Origin of the sequence: Planococcus sp. ISL-109 (genome assembly GCF_018613655.1) — a bacterium.
Lineage (GTDB): Bacteria > Bacillota > Bacilli > Bacillales_A > Planococcaceae > Planococcus.
On record NZ_JAGGPW010000004.1, the window covers coordinates 723,749 to 739,724 of the forward strand.

General features: G+C 45.9%; 12 protein-coding genes and 1 pseudogene. 2 read left to right on the forward strand and 11 right to left on the reverse strand.

The features are described 5' to 3' along the window. Positions 1-379 precede the first annotated feature (379 nt). Positions 380-742: an ArsR/SmtB family transcription factor gene (locus J7E21_RS05460; protein ID WP_215106139.1), complete on the reverse strand. Its 363-nt coding sequence runs from the start codon at positions 740-742 to the stop codon at positions 380-382. Between the two features lie 50 nt (positions 743-792). Beyond that, complete coding sequence (locus tag J7E21_RS05465) at positions 793-2,532, reverse strand: SulP family inorganic anion transporter (protein ID WP_215105455.1); 1,740 nt, start codon at positions 2,530-2,532, stop codon at positions 793-795. Between the two features lie 578 nt (positions 2,533-3,110). On the opposite strand from J7E21_RS05465, the gene J7E21_RS05470 reads away from it, so the two are divergent. After that, positions 3,111-4,193 (forward strand): AI-2E family transporter, encoded by a 1,083-nt coding sequence (locus tag J7E21_RS05470; RefSeq protein WP_215105456.1) that lies wholly within the window; start codon positions 3,111-3,113, stop codon positions 4,191-4,193. A gap of 286 nt (positions 4,194-4,479) precedes the next feature. Next, positions 4,480-5,190, forward strand: a complete 711-nt coding sequence (locus J7E21_RS05475) for a hypothetical protein (RefSeq protein WP_215105457.1) — start codon at positions 4,480-4,482, stop codon at positions 5,188-5,190. A 102-nt stretch (positions 5,191-5,292) separates the two neighbouring features. On the opposite strand, the gene gdhA is transcribed toward J7E21_RS05475, so the two are convergent. From gdhA to mce, 9 genes and pseudogenes are all read right to left on the reverse strand, one after another. Beyond that, complete coding sequence (gene gdhA / locus J7E21_RS05480; protein ID WP_483313485.1) at positions 5,293-6,648, reverse strand: NADP-specific glutamate dehydrogenase; 1,356 nt, start codon at positions 6,646-6,648, stop codon at positions 5,293-5,295. A 476-nt stretch (positions 6,649-7,124) separates the two neighbouring features. After that, positions 7,125-8,507, reverse strand: a complete 1,383-nt coding sequence (locus J7E21_RS05485) for a M1 family metallopeptidase (protein ID WP_215105459.1) — start codon at positions 8,505-8,507, stop codon at positions 7,125-7,127. A 62-nt stretch (positions 8,508-8,569) separates the two neighbouring features. Beyond that, complete coding sequence (locus J7E21_RS05490) at positions 8,570-9,226, reverse strand: NAD(P)H-binding protein (RefSeq protein ID WP_215105460.1); 657 nt, start codon at positions 9,224-9,226, stop codon at positions 8,570-8,572. 443 nt (positions 9,227-9,669) lie between these two features. Beyond that, positions 9,670-9,762: pseudogene (locus J7E21_RS05495) on the reverse strand (DNA alkylation repair protein); the annotation flags it as partial. A 90-nt stretch (positions 9,763-9,852) separates the two neighbouring features. Next, positions 9,853-10,800, reverse strand: coding sequence for a ribonuclease Z (rnz, locus tag J7E21_RS05500; protein WP_215105462.1), 948 nt, complete (start codon positions 10,798-10,800; stop codon positions 9,853-9,855). Next, positions 10,800-12,041, reverse strand: coding sequence for a DNA polymerase IV (locus tag J7E21_RS05505; protein WP_215106140.1), 1,242 nt, complete (start codon positions 12,039-12,041; stop codon positions 10,800-10,802). The genes rnz and J7E21_RS05505 overlap by 1 nt, the downstream gene beginning before the upstream one ends. A gap of 711 nt (positions 12,042-12,752) precedes the next feature. Further along, the gene (locus J7E21_RS05510) at positions 12,753-13,871 is read right to left on the reverse strand and encodes a M20/M25/M40 family metallo-hydrolase (protein ID WP_215105464.1); all 1,119 of its coding nucleotides are present in this window, start codon (positions 13,869-13,871) and stop codon (positions 12,753-12,755) included. A 119-nt stretch (positions 13,872-13,990) separates the two neighbouring features. After that, positions 13,991-15,532, reverse strand: coding sequence for an acyl-CoA carboxylase subunit beta (locus J7E21_RS05515; RefSeq protein ID WP_215105466.1), 1,542 nt, complete (start codon positions 15,530-15,532; stop codon positions 13,991-13,993). A gap of 15 nt (positions 15,533-15,547) precedes the next feature. Continuing rightward, on the reverse strand, positions 15,548-15,946 hold the full coding sequence (mce, locus tag J7E21_RS05520) for a methylmalonyl-CoA epimerase (RefSeq protein WP_215105468.1): 399 nt from the start codon (positions 15,944-15,946) through the stop codon (positions 15,548-15,550). Positions 15,947-15,976: the final 30 nt, after the last annotated feature.

A 15,976-nucleotide genomic window follows, 5' to 3' on the forward strand; every position in this document is an offset into this window, starting at 1 on the left:
AGATACAACTTCATTATAGCATCTTAAATTGAATTATACACTGAAAATTCAGACTATAAATATATTCAACTCAGATATATAGGATGACTTACTCACCATATGATCAAACAGACTAAAGGATGCGTAATCAGCGGGACAAATTCATTTTGGGAAATGACAACTGAGGAAAGTGACGAAAGGCATTAATCATGCAATGAAATTTCATTAGATGTTCAAATGCCTACTAGGTAATATACAAAAAAACCGACGACCATCATTAAGCACATAATAAATCCTATCGTGATGGCCGAAAGTCCAAACTCCCTCTCTTGTTTCCCATACTTATCAAAGCCTTACTGCTAGATGGATCAATTAAGTTAGTAAATAATAATAGCCATCTTTACTCTTCAACATTTCTTTTTTTATCTTCTATTTCTTCTTTTTCCTGTAACTTATCAAACATCGAAATGGTGCTAACAAGATGATTATTAAAAATTTGCCGAGCAACTTGGAGCAATTCGATGATCATCGGGTCTCTTAACGAATAAATGACACGGTTTCCTTCTTTGGTGCCCGAAACAATATTTTTATTTCTTAATATCATCAGCTGCTGGGAAACCGCTGAACCTTCGCTCCCAAGGATGTTTTGGATTTCATTTACGCTTTTTTCTCCTTCAGCTAAAATTTCAAGTATTTTAATTCTCAAGGGATGCGCCAAGGCTTTAAAAAAATCCGCTTTGAATTGCTGCATATCCATATTCAACATAAATTTATTTCCTTTCCTCTTAAAAATTTACTTCGTTGAAAGTGCTTTTACTCTTTCGGATCTATCGTTGTCGATTGAGACAGCTTTGTGCATTCCTTGAAAGCGAAGTGTTTACAGCCTAAACATTTATTTCTGTCCAAATGTTCTAACGCATAATTGATGGCTTCGCCCGTGTGTTCAAAAATGTTTTCCTGGCCAATGGTCTCATACAGTCCGGTTTTTTGTAACATCACTTTCGTTTGATCGGACAAACCGGATAGCAAAACAACTCCATGCTTATTAAAGTCTCGAACGATGCTTGCTAAACTGGCTTCCCCGGTGATATCAATAAAAGGGACCTTCCCCATCCGCAAGAGCAACACTTTTGGTTTGTAATTGATTGCGCTCATAATGGTGTGTTCAAACGTCATGGCTGCACCAAAAAACAAGGGGCCTTCAACGTTGAAAATGGCAATCTGCGGGCAATCATGACCTTCGTTTACCACGCCTGTCTCTACTTTTTTATTTTTACTTTCTAAATTAGGTAATGCTTTGGCAGTCACCAAATTCTCGCTCATACGCTTAGTAAACAAAATAATCGCCAGAATAAGCCCAAACTCAACTGCTGCAGTTAAATCGACAAAAATCGTTAACAAAAAGGTGACGATCAGAACAAGTGAATCTCCTGTTCTTGTTTTCAGCACATACATAAACACATGTCTTTCACTCATATTCCAAGCCACCACCATCAAAATCGGGGCCATGCTGGCCAAAGGAATACTAGAAGCATAAGGAGCAAATAACAGAAGAATCAGCAACACAACCAAGCTGTGGATAACTCCTGATAATGGAGAGACGGCTCCATTTTTTATATTAGTGGCTGTTCTGGCAATCGCGCCTGTTGCTGGTATCCCACCAAAAAGAGGGGTAATCATATTCGCTAACCCTTGACCCATCAGCTCTTTATTGGAATTGTGTTTCGTATTCGTCATCCCGTCTGCTACTACTGCAGACAATAAGGATTCGATGCCGCCCAGTATCGCAATGACCAGTGCCGGCCTGATCATTTGTATCACGTTATCAAGTGTTATATTCGGAATTCCGAATTGCGGCAAAGTATTAGGGATGGCGCCAAATGTACTTCCGATGGTCGGTACATGCTCTGCAAAGAAAATTGCTGCGATCACTGTCGAGAGAACGAGCCCGATTAATGGACCTGGAATTTTAGGGAACAATTTAGGTGTTAACAGCACCGTCACTAAACAAATCCCTGCAGTTATCACACTATAAATATTAATCGTATCTATGTTACGGGCGATTTCAATTATGTTTTCGAAGAAGGATTCTTTCTTTTCCACGCCCGCCAACCCTAAGAAATTAGCGATTTGGCCAACAAAAATGATGATGGCTATCCCAGAGGTGAAGCCAATCGTAACCGACCTCGGAATGAATTTGATAAGGGTTCCCAACTTGAAAAATCCCATTAATAAGAGAAAGATACCTGCTAAAAAACCGGCAATCAATAAATTTTCATACCCATAGACCATGACAATCCCAAATAATATCGGGATGAAGGCACCAGTTGGCCCCCCGATTTGAAATTTAGACCCGCCAAATAGGGAAATGATAACCCCGGCGATGATTGTGGTATAAATCCCATACTCCGGTTTGACTCCGGAAGCGATCGCAAAAGCCATCCCAAGTGGAATGGCTATTACTCCAACTACAACTCCTGCCAATAAATCTTTTTGAAAAGCCGCCAAGTTATACCCTTTGAAATTACCGGACAAAAAGAATTTCTGTCGCATAATACTACCTTCTTCTCTTATATATTTTAATATTTGATTATTTGAATATACCACAAACCAAATATACCTGATTATATTTAAGTTGTCAAAGAGAATAGAGTGCAGAGGGACTTGAAATTGAAAGATCCTGCTTAGAAATCGTCAAACAACAGAAACTCACCTTTTCCAGACACAGTAATAATAGTTTTCGTCATTCAAGTAAGCGATGCTGACGCCTTCTATGTAACTATTAAGATAAAACTCAATAATTCTCGAAATATCCCAGTTTTCACTTCAAAAAAAAAGAAAGAAACCCAGTTGCTGGTTAATCACGAGTATATTTGGTTTGTATTCCATAAAAGTGGGGTGTCAGATTACCGTATACTTGTTTGATAAATTATCATTGTGCTTGTTAAGAACTTTTAATTCAACAAGCGAACATGTTTTCATAATTTCTATTCGGGTTGTTTTTATCTTTTTTACAAAGCAACAACATCTACGGATCCCTATAATTGTTTAACGACATGCCTTATAGGTAATAAGGGAACAAAGTGCTGTTTCTGCAAAAAAAAAGCAGCCGGAAGCTAGGGGGACAGCACATGCCGAAAACAAGATGGTTTCTATTTCTTTACAGCGTTGTTCTCATACTTATCATTATCTATCTGGCGGCTCGCATGCCGTTTCTTCTTTATCCTTTTCGCGTCATCTTCTCAACCATCGCACCGACGATCATCGTTGGTGGTATCCTCTATTACATATTCCGGCCACTCGTCCGGTTACTTGAAAAACGGACGGGTCGCGTAACGGCCATTCTTTCGATTTTCATGATTTTCACCATCGTCATCTTCCTCCTTGGCAGCTGGCTCGGGCCGTTATTGGCGAACCAGATAATGGCCCTTATCAATAATTTCCCGGCCATTGCCGAACGGGTGCAGAACTGGATCGATATGGCGCTGGAAAGTGACTGGTGGCAATACATCGAAGAACAGGACGTCATGCCTGCGCTTCAGCCATCCACATTGATGGATGATTTTTTCGCTACTTCTGCAGGCTTCGGTTCTAGTCTTATGAGCTTTATCGGCAGCTTTTTCAGCATGGTGTCCAAACTGGTCATCGTCCCATTCGTACTGTTTTTTCTGCTGAAGGATGGCGAGCGCCTGCCTGACAGGTTCCTAAAGATTTTGCCTTATGATTCGCGTGAGGAAGGGCGCAAAATCCTGCAGGATATGGATGAAAACTTGAGCGCCTATATCCAGGGACAGGCGATTGTCAGCCTGTTCGTCGGTGCGCTGAGCCTGATTGCCTATATGCTGCTCGGCTTGCAATATGCGGTGATACTGGCGCTTGTTGCGTTGTTCACCAACCTGATTCCGTTTCTCGGACCCTTCATAGGCGCTGTGCCTGTTCTGATTGTGGCATTTTTTCAGGATCCGATTCTGGCACTCTGGACTGCCATCGCCATCATCATTATCCAGCAATTGGAGAGCAATCTCATATCTCCAAACGTCATGGGCCATAAACTAGAAGTCCATCCGGTAACGATTATTTTTCTTCTATATATTGGCGGAAGTTTTGCCGGAATCATCGGCATGATCCTTGTCATTCCTATCTATGCCGTCGGAAAGGCTGTCATGCAGAATATTTACCGGCTTGCCCGATTGAGATTCCCGGCACTGCGCTGAATAAACAATCAGGGGAATTAAATGTAATATAATGAAAAATGACCACCATTCCAAGCACCTTAACCTTAATTGTGATTGGTCTTTTTGAGAAAATCGCGCCCTTGTGTAAAACACAATTCAAGTTTCACAAAAATAGTGCATGGATATTCCGTTACGCTGTCAGCATTCATTGTTATAAGAATGCCTCTACAACAGTTTTATCGTTTTTAAATACGACATGATATACAATATAGCAATATTTTTTTATATTTCACCACCTATAAACATCTGACAGGAGGATTGGGTCATGCTATTGATTCCGTTCTTGATCGGCATTGTATTCATCCTGATTCATTTCTTTGCGAGCGTTCTTGTCCCTAATGAAAAACTTAAGCGGATGAAATGGTTTTCGTTTTCAGGGGGCTTGGCTGTTTCGTATATTTTTGTCTATCTGCTCCCGACACTGCACAAGCAGCAGGCCGATATTCAAGAGCCCTATCGCCGGTTTACGATGGAGTCGGAAATCTATTTTATCGGCCTTCTCGGTATTGTATTATTTGTCGGCATTCAGATCTTCATCCAGCGAAACTATATTTCCCGCACATCCTCCTTTTGGTCAGTCATTGCGTTCTATGCACTTTATAACGCCCTCGTCTCGTACTCGGTGCTGTCTTTCGAAGTATCCGCGATTCAGGCACTGTTTTATTGCGTCGCGATTGGCCCGCATTTCGTGGCGGTTGCCCATGATATGTGGCGAAAGTTTCCGGTCGAATACAATAAATACGGCCGCTATATACTGGCTGTTGGGATTGTTGTCGGTTGGACTGTTGCATTGACGACTGAACTAACTCCACTTTTCAAATCCATTATTTTTTCGCTTGTTTCCGGGGCGATGATTTACACTGTGTTCAAACATGAATTGCCTAGTGAGAAAGAAACCCATTTTCCCACTTTTTTAATTTCCGTGCTCTTTTATTCCACGATTACGATGTCCTTGAAGTTTTTTTTCGAGTGGTAGTAGTTAGAACCATTGACTAGTCAAAAAAATGCCCCCGGAAGTAATGTATCCCGGGGACGGCAGTATAATAACCTTTACTATTCGCTTATCTGCTTAGCCAACTTAGCTTAAGCCATGGCTGATCATCGCGTCAGCAACTTTTTTAAATCCTGCAATATTGGCTCCGATAATCAAGTTGCCCGGTGAACCATATTGTTCTGCAGTATCGTTGCATGTCTTGTAAATGTTCTTCATGACCTGCAGCAGTTTTTCATCCACTTCTTCGGCTGTCCACGAATAACGCATGCTGTTCTGGGACATCTCCATCGCAGAAACCGCTACGCCACCTGCATTGGCTGCTTTTGCTGGAGCAAATAACACCCCGTTTTGCGTCAGCACACGGACAGCTTCTTCTGTACAAGGCATATTGGCGCCTTCTCCGACGGCTTTCACCCGGTTTTCGACCAAGGCGCGGGCACTTTCTCTATCGATTTCGTTTTGTGTTGCGCAAGGCAAGGCGATATCGCATGGAATTCGCCAAATTTCCGATCTATCGATGCCGTATTTTGCATTCGGATGGCTTTCAAGGTAATCGAAAATCCGTCTTCTTTCGACTTCCTTCAATTGCCTAACCGTTTCGACGTTGATGCCATCCGGATCATAGATATAACCTTCCGAATCACTGCACGCGACAACCGTGGCACCGAATTCAACGGCTTTTTCCATTGCATAAATCGAGACATTTCCCGAACCTGATACGATGACTTTGCTACCATTAAACGAATGTCCCTGGTCTTTCAGCATTTCTTCGACAAAGTAGACAGTTCCATATCCGGTCGCTTCCTTGCGGATCAGGCTTCCGCCATTATCCGGATTTTTGCCGGTGAAGACACCTGCTTCAGAGGCATTGCGAAGACGCTTATACTGGCCGAACAGATAACCGATTTCCCGTTTGCCGACACCGATATCCCCTGCTGGAACATCGATATCCGGACCGATGTGCCGTGTCAGCTCTGTCATGAAACTTTGGCAGAAACGCATGATTTCGCGATCGGATTTTCCTTTCGGATCAAAATCAGAGCCGCCTTTACCGGCGCCGATCGGCAAGCCGGTCAATGCGTTCTTAAATATTTGTTCAAATCCAAGGAATTTGACGACACTTGCCGTTAAGGAAGGATGGAAGCGCAGGCCGCCTTTAAAAGGTCCGAGCGTGCTGTTGAATTGAACACGATATCCCCGGTTGACATGGACATTGCCCGCGTCATCTTCCCATGTTACACGAAACGCAATAAAGCGTTCCGGCTCGGAAATGCGTTCCAAGATGCCCTGTTCCACATATTCAGGGTGCTGTTCAAATACCGGCTGCAACGAATCGAAGACTTCCCAAGTCGCCTGCAAAAATTCTGCTTCTCCCGAATTCCGGTCTTCGACTTCTTTATGAACGGCTTTTATGTATTCAGAAGATGATTGTTCTTTGATGGTTTTTTCTGTTTGTGTATATGACAACTGTTTTCAACCCTCTCTTAAATCAAATGCATTGAAATACTTGAATAATAATTCATTCTATTTAATATTTATAACTTATTATACAAACTGTTTCGAGCCGGCGCAAACCCTTATTGCCCTGCAGGCTGTTCCCAGACCATCATTTTGGAGTTTTCGCAAGGAAGAAAGCGCTATCATCTGCAATGCCTCGCGGTTTTCATTTTTTTTGTAAGAAATTTGATTTTCGTCATAAATAAAGGAAATTTTAGTGTCCGTCTTCTCATGCAAATGTTCTTTCCACCGATTTCGTAATTCTTCAACTTCTGATGATGAATTTCATTTTAAGTTGAATTGCACCTGATTACAGATCTAGTAGCTTGCGGCGAAGACATCATTTCAAATTAAAATACACATTCAAAAGGCTAACCGAATAATGAAAAGAAACCAATCGAAAGTTTCCATGCTTTTTCTTATTGCAGCCAGCTGTCCAAAAACTCCTGTTGATCTCCTTTAAAGTAGTCTTCAAAAAACGCCTTAAAGTCATCGGTATCCACTTGCTGGTATTGGAACTCCACGTAGTATGCCGCTAGAAATTCAAACGCCGCTTCCGTTCCCCCATTGTCATCAAAAAACGCTTTCAAAAGCATCGGCACTTCCCCGTAAATTGTTGCGTAGTATACCGACTCTTCAAATTCGTCCAATGGGATATTGGCGTGCGTTGCTGTCGTGTAAGAGTCTGCGTACGCTGCAGCCCCTTGGAAGCCGATATCGTCGTCACCGGCGTATTCACTGAGGAATAGCGCCATCGCAAATTCGGTTAAACTTTCATCCAACCACGCCTCGTTAAACGGATCATTGCCCACCATTAAATAAAACCATTGATGCGCGATTTCATGAACGAGAATGTATGCGAGATTTGCCTCATCTGTGGCCACTTCGATGATGTTTGGGTATTCCATATAGCCGTCATTGGCTATGATATCCAGTTCTTTCGACGGGTTCTCGCCGATCATTTCTTCAAAATAACTGTGCGCATCAGCAGCAAGGTCTGTCGTATCGGCTAAAATATCCGACCCACTCGGTGCAAACACTCGAAAAGTCGTGTCATTGACTTTCCGGCTTTTCATTTCCCAATCTTCCGGGTCCATCACAGCCATGTAAAAATCCTTGATCATATCTCCTTGCACTGTTCCGGAAGAACTGGCTCTGATCGTTCCGTCCTGTGCCGATGTCGCGACTAGGTAATCCTTTGACAGCTCATAACTCACGATATACTCTCCGTAACCGGTCGCATAGGACTCCCCTTTTGGGTCATAATCATGAATTTGCCAACCGTCTTCAAAACTTGCGAGCATCGGATACCAATGCGCCAAATAATAATTATCGTCCACTTGCGACAAGCGCATGCCGTTTTCCGGCAATCCCAGTGTATAGACTACTGCCACTTCACGGCTGTCCCCCGGTTCTAGCGCTTCTTCCAACTCAATCATCAAAGCATTATTGCTAAGCTGATAAGTTGTTGCCTCACCCTCGGCGGTGACCGCGGAAATGTCTACGGTTGCAGCTTCACCTTGATAGCCATCCGTCTCATCTGGATTCATGGCGTTCGGTACCAGGTAAAAGCCTAGTTCACTCCACTTCTCGTCAGATGTGTTTTTCACTCTGATAGAAGCAGCAATACGAAAAGCACCGGCTTCGTCCATTGTTACATCCAGGTTATAACTTGCGTCCATTTCCACATCGGTTGTCTCAATCGAGTCGCTTTCGGGTTCCTTGAATGAAAATATCCATACCAAGACAACTGAAATGAGGACAGCTAATGCGAGTACGATAATCCATAATTTTTTCTTCATGCAGCTTCTCCTATTTCTAAAGTTCTTTAAGCTTATCTTCTGTAAGTAGTATGCGGGTTGAACTAATTAGCATTTGCACCCGCACGTTCCCAAATGGCTTTTCCTTTTAAAGCAGTTAAGCCTTTGTCATCCTTTTGCGCCGAGTTGATCATCGCTTGTGCGAGGATTTCGGTCGGGAGCGGTTGCTGGGAGCGCAGAATGCCTGCTTTATTGATCAGCTGTATCGCTTTGAGCCCGAGATTCTCCATCACCCGGTCGCTGTTTTTACGCTCCAGTATCGGCGGGTTGAAGATCGTTATATATGGGAATACCAGCTCGATTACGGCTTCTTCGAGCTTGCCTTTCATCCTCGAGTAAAAACTGCGGGCTTTCGGTGAAGCAAAGTCGGCTGAGACCAACACGTAGCGTTCGACACCATTTTCCCTTGCCGCTTTTGCGAATTCGTATTGGTAACCGTAATCCACTTTCCACTGATTTCCCTTGCTTCCGGCCGCTTTGATCGTCGTCCCGAGGCAGGAAAACAGCACATAGCCTTTTACTAGATGCACCCATTCTTCCGGCTTATCAAAATCAATCACGTGGATTTTTAACTTGTCATGCCGGATGTCCAAGGACCTTCTGACAAAAATATCAACTTGTTCAAACGAAACGTCTTGCAATAACAATTCGACCAGGTCTTTCCCAGTTGCTCCTGTTGCTCCGATCACTAATGCGTGCATAATGTTCCTCCTAGTTTTATCTCTATGTGGATGAAAAATTCAATGTTCTGAAAATTTTTAGTCGTTAATAGTCAAAATCAGCGTTATTCAGTCCTCTAGCTCTTGCTGGGAGAGCACCCAAAAGCTCCAGGGTTTCGGTTCCGATCTTCCATTGGTATAGCTTGCCGTCGCTGTCGTGCGGATCGAAAAAATACGCATAGTTCCCCCGAACGCATAGTCCGCTTGAGCCATGAAGCAATTCTAGAACTTCGAAAGAGCGCACCAGGCGGATCTTCGGATCAACTGAAATCAACAGAAAGTCGGAGTAAGGAAATAGCCAAATTTCTCTTCCTTTTCCTTTAGCTATTGCATAACAATCAAAAATATCCAGCCTATCGAGTAAATCAGAATGGTACCTGAAAAGAACTTTTATGGACTCTTAACAAAATCTATTTTCTTCACTAAACGGGTTCATGTGCACCGCTCGACAAGCACATTTTTTTCGTTCGTTCTTTTCCAAATACCTCAAGTTCCTGCATGACAGTTTTAGCATCCATTGCTGTGCACGTCCTTTCGTTCTGGTGGATCTAAAAAAGAGACGTTTTCCGTAGTATGCTATTCAACTACTTGAAAACGTCTCTTTAGTATTATTCCAGTTTCATTAAGTGATGCTCTTTTTTATTCCAGGCATATTCATCAAAGTCATGCGCAATGTCACTGTTTGCGTGAATTTGACGCATCGCCGCGAGCAGCTCTTTTTCGTGTTCAGGTAAAAAGCGTGCGCTCAAATGATTGACGAGCAGTTTCCCAGCATTCGCATCTGCCGCAACTGCGGCGGCATCGAGCGTCGTCGAATGGCCGTATTCTTTCGCAAGTTTCTTCGTTGCCCCGTCAAACGTCGCTTCGTGGACGACGAGATGAGCATCTCTTGAAAGTTCCTCTGACTTTTTGCATAAACGCGTATCGCCGAGGATCGTCACGGTAAAGCCTTGCTGTGCCGCTTCGGTGACTTCTTCGGACTTGACCAAGCCTCCGTCCGGCAATTCCACCGTTTCACCGGCTTTCAGTTTAGAAAGAAGCGGACCCTTCGGCACTCCGAGTTCGCGTGCTTTGTCGATATCGAGTTTCGGAAGCAAATCCTTCTGTTCGATGCGATATCCATATGTAGGGATGACGTGCTCCAGCAAGCCAGCTTCGACTTTCAACAGTTCGTCTTCGAAAATGATGCCTTCAGTCACTTCATGAAAACGGATCGGGTAAGTTAAATGCGTCCTGCTTAATTTTAAAGTCATCTCGACATAATCTTTCAGATCTTTCGGACCGTACAAATCGAGCGGTTCTTCCCCGCCTTGGAACGAGCGCGAGCCGAGCAGTCCCGGCAAGCCGAAAATATGGTCGCCGTGCATATGGGTGATGAAGATCTTCTCGATTTTCCGCGGCTTGATCGAGGTCCGTAGAATCTGGTGCTGCACCGCTTCACCGCAGTCGAACAGCCACACCGTTCCGCGTTCTTCGAGCAGTTTTAAAGCGAGCGCCGATGTATTGCGCTGTTTTGACGGCATGCCCGCGCCTGTACCTAAAAATACTACTTGCATTAGCGTTTCTTCCTTTCGTGGTCGCTCAGGAAATCTTTGCTTAAACTCGTTTGTGCATCATGTGTCGACTGGCGGTAGCCGATGCCCCGCGAAACGGCGCCTTTTCCGAAACGGCTCTCGAGTTTCGCGACCAAGTCCAAAATCGGTTCGTCTTTTGCGTGCTCTTCGAAATTGAACAGCGACAATTGTTCGGTCATATCGCCTTTATCGACGACGTTCGACACCGTCACCCCGACGAGCCGCAGCGGTTCGCCGTTCCAATGCGTCTCGAACAGCTGCCAGGCTTGCTGCAGGATGTCTTGTTCTTTCCACAGCGTATTGTTCAAGGTGATGCTGCGGGTACGGTTTTTCCAGTCGGAGCTACGCGTCTGGATGCTGACGGTCGGCCCTGCCAAGTTTTTCGCATGGAGCCTGGCCGCCACTTTCGTGCTCAATGTCCGGAATATCTTTTTCAAGTTCTCCAGATCGGTTTCATCGATCGGCAAAGTCGTCGACGTCCCGACACTTTTCCGGTCATAGATCGAATCAGGATCCACTTCGCGGCTGTCTTCTCCCCTAGCGCGTGCTTGCAGTCGAACGCCGTTTTTTCCCATCTTTTCTTTTATCAAACCGTCCGGAGCATTCGCCAAATCACCGATCGTATAGAGCTTCAGCCCGTTCAATTTCGCTGCCGTGCTCTCGCCGATGCCGTGCATCTCAACAAGCTTTCTCGGCCACAAAATGCGCTGAATATCCCGTTTCCGGAGGATGGTGATACCAAGCGGTTTTTTCATATCGGACGCTGTTTTTGCGAGAAATTTATTCGGTGCGATGCCGAGTGAACACGGCAAATCGAGTTCCGCGAGAATGCGCTTTTGCAGCTCTTCCGCGATTTCCAGTGGATGTCGGTCGTTAGATAAAGACGTCACATCGATATACGCTTCATCAATCGACACCGGTTCGACGGCATCGGTATACGTGCGCAAAATCTCGAACATCGACCGCGACGCTTCGCGGTAACGATCGAAGTTCGGCGGCATGACGAGCAGGCCCGGATACTTTTTCTTCGCCTCGTGCACTTGCATCGTCGTGTAAATCCCGTATGCCCGAGCTTCGTACGAACATGTGACGATGATGCCCCGCCGCTCTTTCGGATTCCCCGCAATCGCCAGCGCTTTTCCTTTAAGCGTCGGGTCATGTGCCTGTTCGACCGATGCATAAAAGCTATTCATATCAATATGGAAAATAACTCGCCCAGCCATAGCAATCGCTTCGCTTTCCTTTTCTTTCAGTGTATCAAAAAACAGGCGAACAGGCATCCGGTTCACCTTTTCTTGTTATCTTTAGGTATCTTTTGAATTACTTTGTGCGAGAAAGAAAATCTGTTGGTTTCATCAGCTAGTGGATGCTGATTAATTGGACAAGAGAGCGAGATGGATCGTTTATTGATCGGTTTATCTCTAAACAGCCGCCTTCCGCTTGGGGGCATGCCTCCCGCAATGAGCCAAAAGGGGCGCTTGTCTCATCGCTCCGGCCAGCCCGTGTGCGCGGTGAGGCTTTTAGATTTCGTTATATTTTTTATGTAAAACAGCGACTGCTTTGATTCGTTTCCCCGGCTAGGTAACGACGCTTAGTTGGACATTATAGTGGCAGAGCGACTGATAAACCTTCAACGCTTCATCAATAGTTCCATCTAATTTTGAGATGTTGAAAAAATAGTTAACCCTGACTTCATAGACAGATGAATTTCATTTCCACTCTAAAAATAGAGATGGAGCGGAAGGGGCTGACACCGGAGGGACTGCGCGGGACAGGCCCCTGCAGCGCAATCTCACTCCAATCCATTTGCAATAACAAGCAGCTTAGTTAATTGCGAACATCCTTACCGCAAAAAAACATCAGCTTTACACATAAAAAAACTGCCCTAGAAAGCCATATTTTATGACCTTCCGGGACAGCCTTAACGTATAAAATTAACGAATCGCTGCTTCTTTAACGATTTCAACCAATAGCTCGGTCAGTTTCTCAAGCTCTTCTACCGGCATGCGCTCGTTTTTCGTGTGGATTTCCTCGTAACCGACGCATAGATTGACCGTCGGAATGCCGTGGCCGTTGATGATGTTCGCGTCGCTGCCGCCGCCGCTCGTCAGCACAGGCGATGGACGACCAATGCGTTCCGCAGCGGCTTTTGCGATATCGACAACCGGATCCATTTCATCAAAACGGAACCCTGGGTACATAAGCTGAACGTCGGTTTCCGCGCGTCCGCCCATTTCTTCAGCAACTTCTTTAAAGACCGTTTCCATATGTGCGGTTTGCCCCGCCAGCTTGTCTTCGCTGATCGAGCGCGCTTCCGACAAGATGTGGACTTCGTCACAGACGATATTGGTCGCTCTGCCGCCTTCGAAACTGCCGATGTTCGCAGTCGTCTCCTCATCGATGCGCCCTAGCTTCATGCGGGCGATTGCTTTTGAAGCGATGGTGATTGCGGAAATGCCTTTTTCCGGTGCCACGCCGGCGTGTGCCGTTTTGCCATAGATCGTCGTCCACAGCTTTGCCTGGTTGGGGGCTGCGGTGACGATGCCGCCGACTTGTCCGTCACTGTCGACCGCATAACCGAATTTAGCCGTCAGGAGCGCTACGTCGAATTCCTTCGCACCGACAAGGCCGCTTTCTTCTCCTGCCGTAATGAGGAACTGGATATCGCCATGCTCAACCTGCTCTTCTTTCAAATGGCGCGCAAGTTCAAGAAGTGCCGCGATGCCCGCTTTATCGTCAGCACCGAGAATCGTCGTGCCGTCCGAATAGACGTAGCCGTCGCGGACTTCAGGCTTGATGCCTTTACCCGGTGTGACCGTATCCATATGCGTAGTGAAATAAATCGCCGGCGCGCTTGTTTTCGTTCCTGCAAGCGTCGCGACAAGATTTCCGGCACCGTGGCCCGTGCGCTGTTTGGAATCGTCTTCTACGACCGTAAAGCCGAGTGCTTCCAGTTTTTCCGTCAAAATGACAGCAATCGCTGCTTCGTCTTTGGTCTCGGAGTCGATTTGCACGAGCTCCAGAAATTCTTCCAATAATCGATCGGTTTTCATTTAAAAACCCCTCTTCTATTCCATTTGTCTCAGGTTCCATTATAGACTTTCGTAGTGTCATCTTCATTCAAAATGAATCGACCTCTTCCAACTTTGGAAGAGATCGATTATCTAACCTATTATAGCGGCATATTGCCGTGTTTTTTCTTCGGGCGTTCGTCTTTCTTGTTGCGCATCATCTCGAGTGCCTGGATCAGCTTGATTCGCGTCTCCCGCGGATCGATCACGTCATCAACCATGCCGCGTGCGGCTGCGACATACGGATTGGCGAACTTCACGCGGTATTCTTCGATTTTAGCGGCACGTGTCGCTTCCGGATCATCGCTTGCGGCGATTTCACGCGCAAAGATGATGTTTGCTGCGCCGTTCGGCCCCATAACAGCAATTTCTGCGTTCGGCCACGAATACACAAGATCTGCACCGATCGATTTTGAGTTGAGCGCGACATAGGCACCGCCGTAAGCTTTGCGCAAAATGACTGTCATTTTCGGCACGGTCGCTTCCGAATATGCATAAAGGATCTTTGCACCGTGGCGGATGATGCCCCCGTGTTCTTGCTTAATCCCCGGGAAAAAGCCGGTGACGTCTTCGAATGTGATGAGCGGGATATTGAAGCTGTCGCAGAAGCGAATAAACCGAGCCGCTTTGTCGGACGAATCGATATCAAGACCACCAGCCATTACTTTCGGTTGGTTGCACACAAGACCGACTGTTTCCCCTTTAATGCGTGCAAGGCCGATGACGATATTGCGCGCGAATTCCGGCTGCACTTCCATGAAGCTGTCCTTGTCGACGACCTGCTCGACAACTTTACGCACATCGTACGGGCGGATCGCTTCAAACGGTACGACATCCGCCAAGTCCGGGCGATAATCATCTTCGTTATCGACTTCTAGTCGAGGCGGCATTTCCTGGTTGTTTTGCGGCAAATAGCTGATCAATTGGCGCACCATTTCGAGCACTTCCTGTTCAGAACCGGAACGGAAATGGGCGTTTCCGCTGATGGCGGTATGTACACGTGAGCCTCCAAGATCCTCGGAAGAAATTTTTTCTCCCGTAACCGTTTCGATGACTTTCGGTCCGGTGATGAACATCTGGCTCGTCTTATCGACCATGAAGACAAAATCCGTAATCGCCGGTGAATACACCGCGCCTCCTGCAGATGGCCCCATGATGACGGAGATCTGCGGGATGACGCCGGAATAAATCGAGTTGCGGTAGAAAATATGGCCGTAGCCATCAAGCGATAACACGCCTTCTTGGATGCGGGCACCGCCGGAATCGTTCAAGCCAATGAACGGTGCGCCGTTTTTCGCGGCCATGTCCATGACATTGGCGATTTTTTTCGCGTGCATTTCCCCGAGTGCCCCACCGAACACAGTGAAATCCTGTGAGAACAAATAAACTGGGCGTCCGTTCACTTTTCCGTACCCGGTTACAACGCCTTCACCTGGACCTTTGCCCATGCCGAAATCGGTCGTACGGTGTTCGACAAACGGGCTCAGTTCGACAAAACTGCCTTCGTCAAGCAATAATTCGATGCGTTCGCGTGCCGTCAGTTTGCCTTTTTCGTGCTGTTTCTCGATTCGGGCTTCGCCTCCGCCAAGCTCTATTTCTCTTTTTCTATCGTACAATTCATTGATGCGTTCATAAATGTCCATTTTCCCACTCCTCCGTCACTTCTTTTCGCATAGTTCGTACAATACACCGTGTGATGATTTGGGGTGAAGGAATGCGACCATCGCCCCGCCAGCACCTGGTTTCGGTTCTTCACTCAATAGCTGGACACCGTTCGTCCGAAGCTCTTCCATGCGCTCTTCGATGCCGTCAACACCGAATGCGATATGATGGATGCCTTCGCCTTTTTTCTCGATGAACTTATGGATTGGGCTGTCTTCGCTCATCGGCTCGAGCAACTCGATCTTAATGTTGCCGGCATCTAAAAATGCGACTTTCACTTTCTGCCCTTCCACTTCCTCCACTTTCATCAGCGGACACCCGAGTGTCTCTGTGTAATAAGGCAGGACCTGCTCTAAATCTTTTACAGCGATTCCGATATGATCAACTTTCTTCATCCTTATTCACTTCCTTTTTTAGCTTCCTCT

Coding starts and splice junctions, on each gene's coding strand:
- J7E21_RS05490 (WP_215105460.1), bottom strand. CDS start 9,226: ATGCACGCATTAGTGATCGGAGCAACAGGAGCAACTGGGAAAGACCTG.
- rnz (WP_215105462.1), bottom strand. CDS start 10,800: ATGCAAGTAGTATTTTTAGGTACAGGCGCGGGCATGCCGTCAAAACAG.
- J7E21_RS05510 (WP_215105464.1), bottom strand. CDS start 13,871: ATGAAAACCGATCGATTATTGGAAGAATTTCTGGAGCTCGTGCAAATC.
- mce (WP_215105468.1), bottom strand. CDS start 15,946: ATGAAGAAAGTTGATCATATCGGAATCGCTGTAAAAGATTTAGAGCAG.
- J7E21_RS05465 (WP_215105455.1), bottom strand. CDS start 2,532: ATGCGACAGAAATTCTTTTTGTCCGGTAATTTCAAAGGGTATAACTTG.
- J7E21_RS05470 (WP_215105456.1), top strand. CDS start 3,111: ATGCCGAAAACAAGATGGTTTCTATTTCTTTACAGCGTTGTTCTCATA.
- J7E21_RS05515 (WP_215105466.1), bottom strand. CDS start 15,532: ATGGACATTTATGAACGCATCAATGAATTGTACGATAGAAAAAGAGAA.
- J7E21_RS05485 (WP_215105459.1), bottom strand. CDS start 8,507: ATGAAGAAAAAATTATGGATTATCGTACTCGCATTAGCTGTCCTCATT.
- J7E21_RS05475 (WP_215105457.1), top strand. CDS start 4,480: ATGCTATTGATTCCGTTCTTGATCGGCATTGTATTCATCCTGATTCAT.
- J7E21_RS05505 (WP_215106140.1), bottom strand. CDS start 12,041: ATGGCTGGGCGAGTTATTTTCCATATTGATATGAATAGCTTTTATGCA.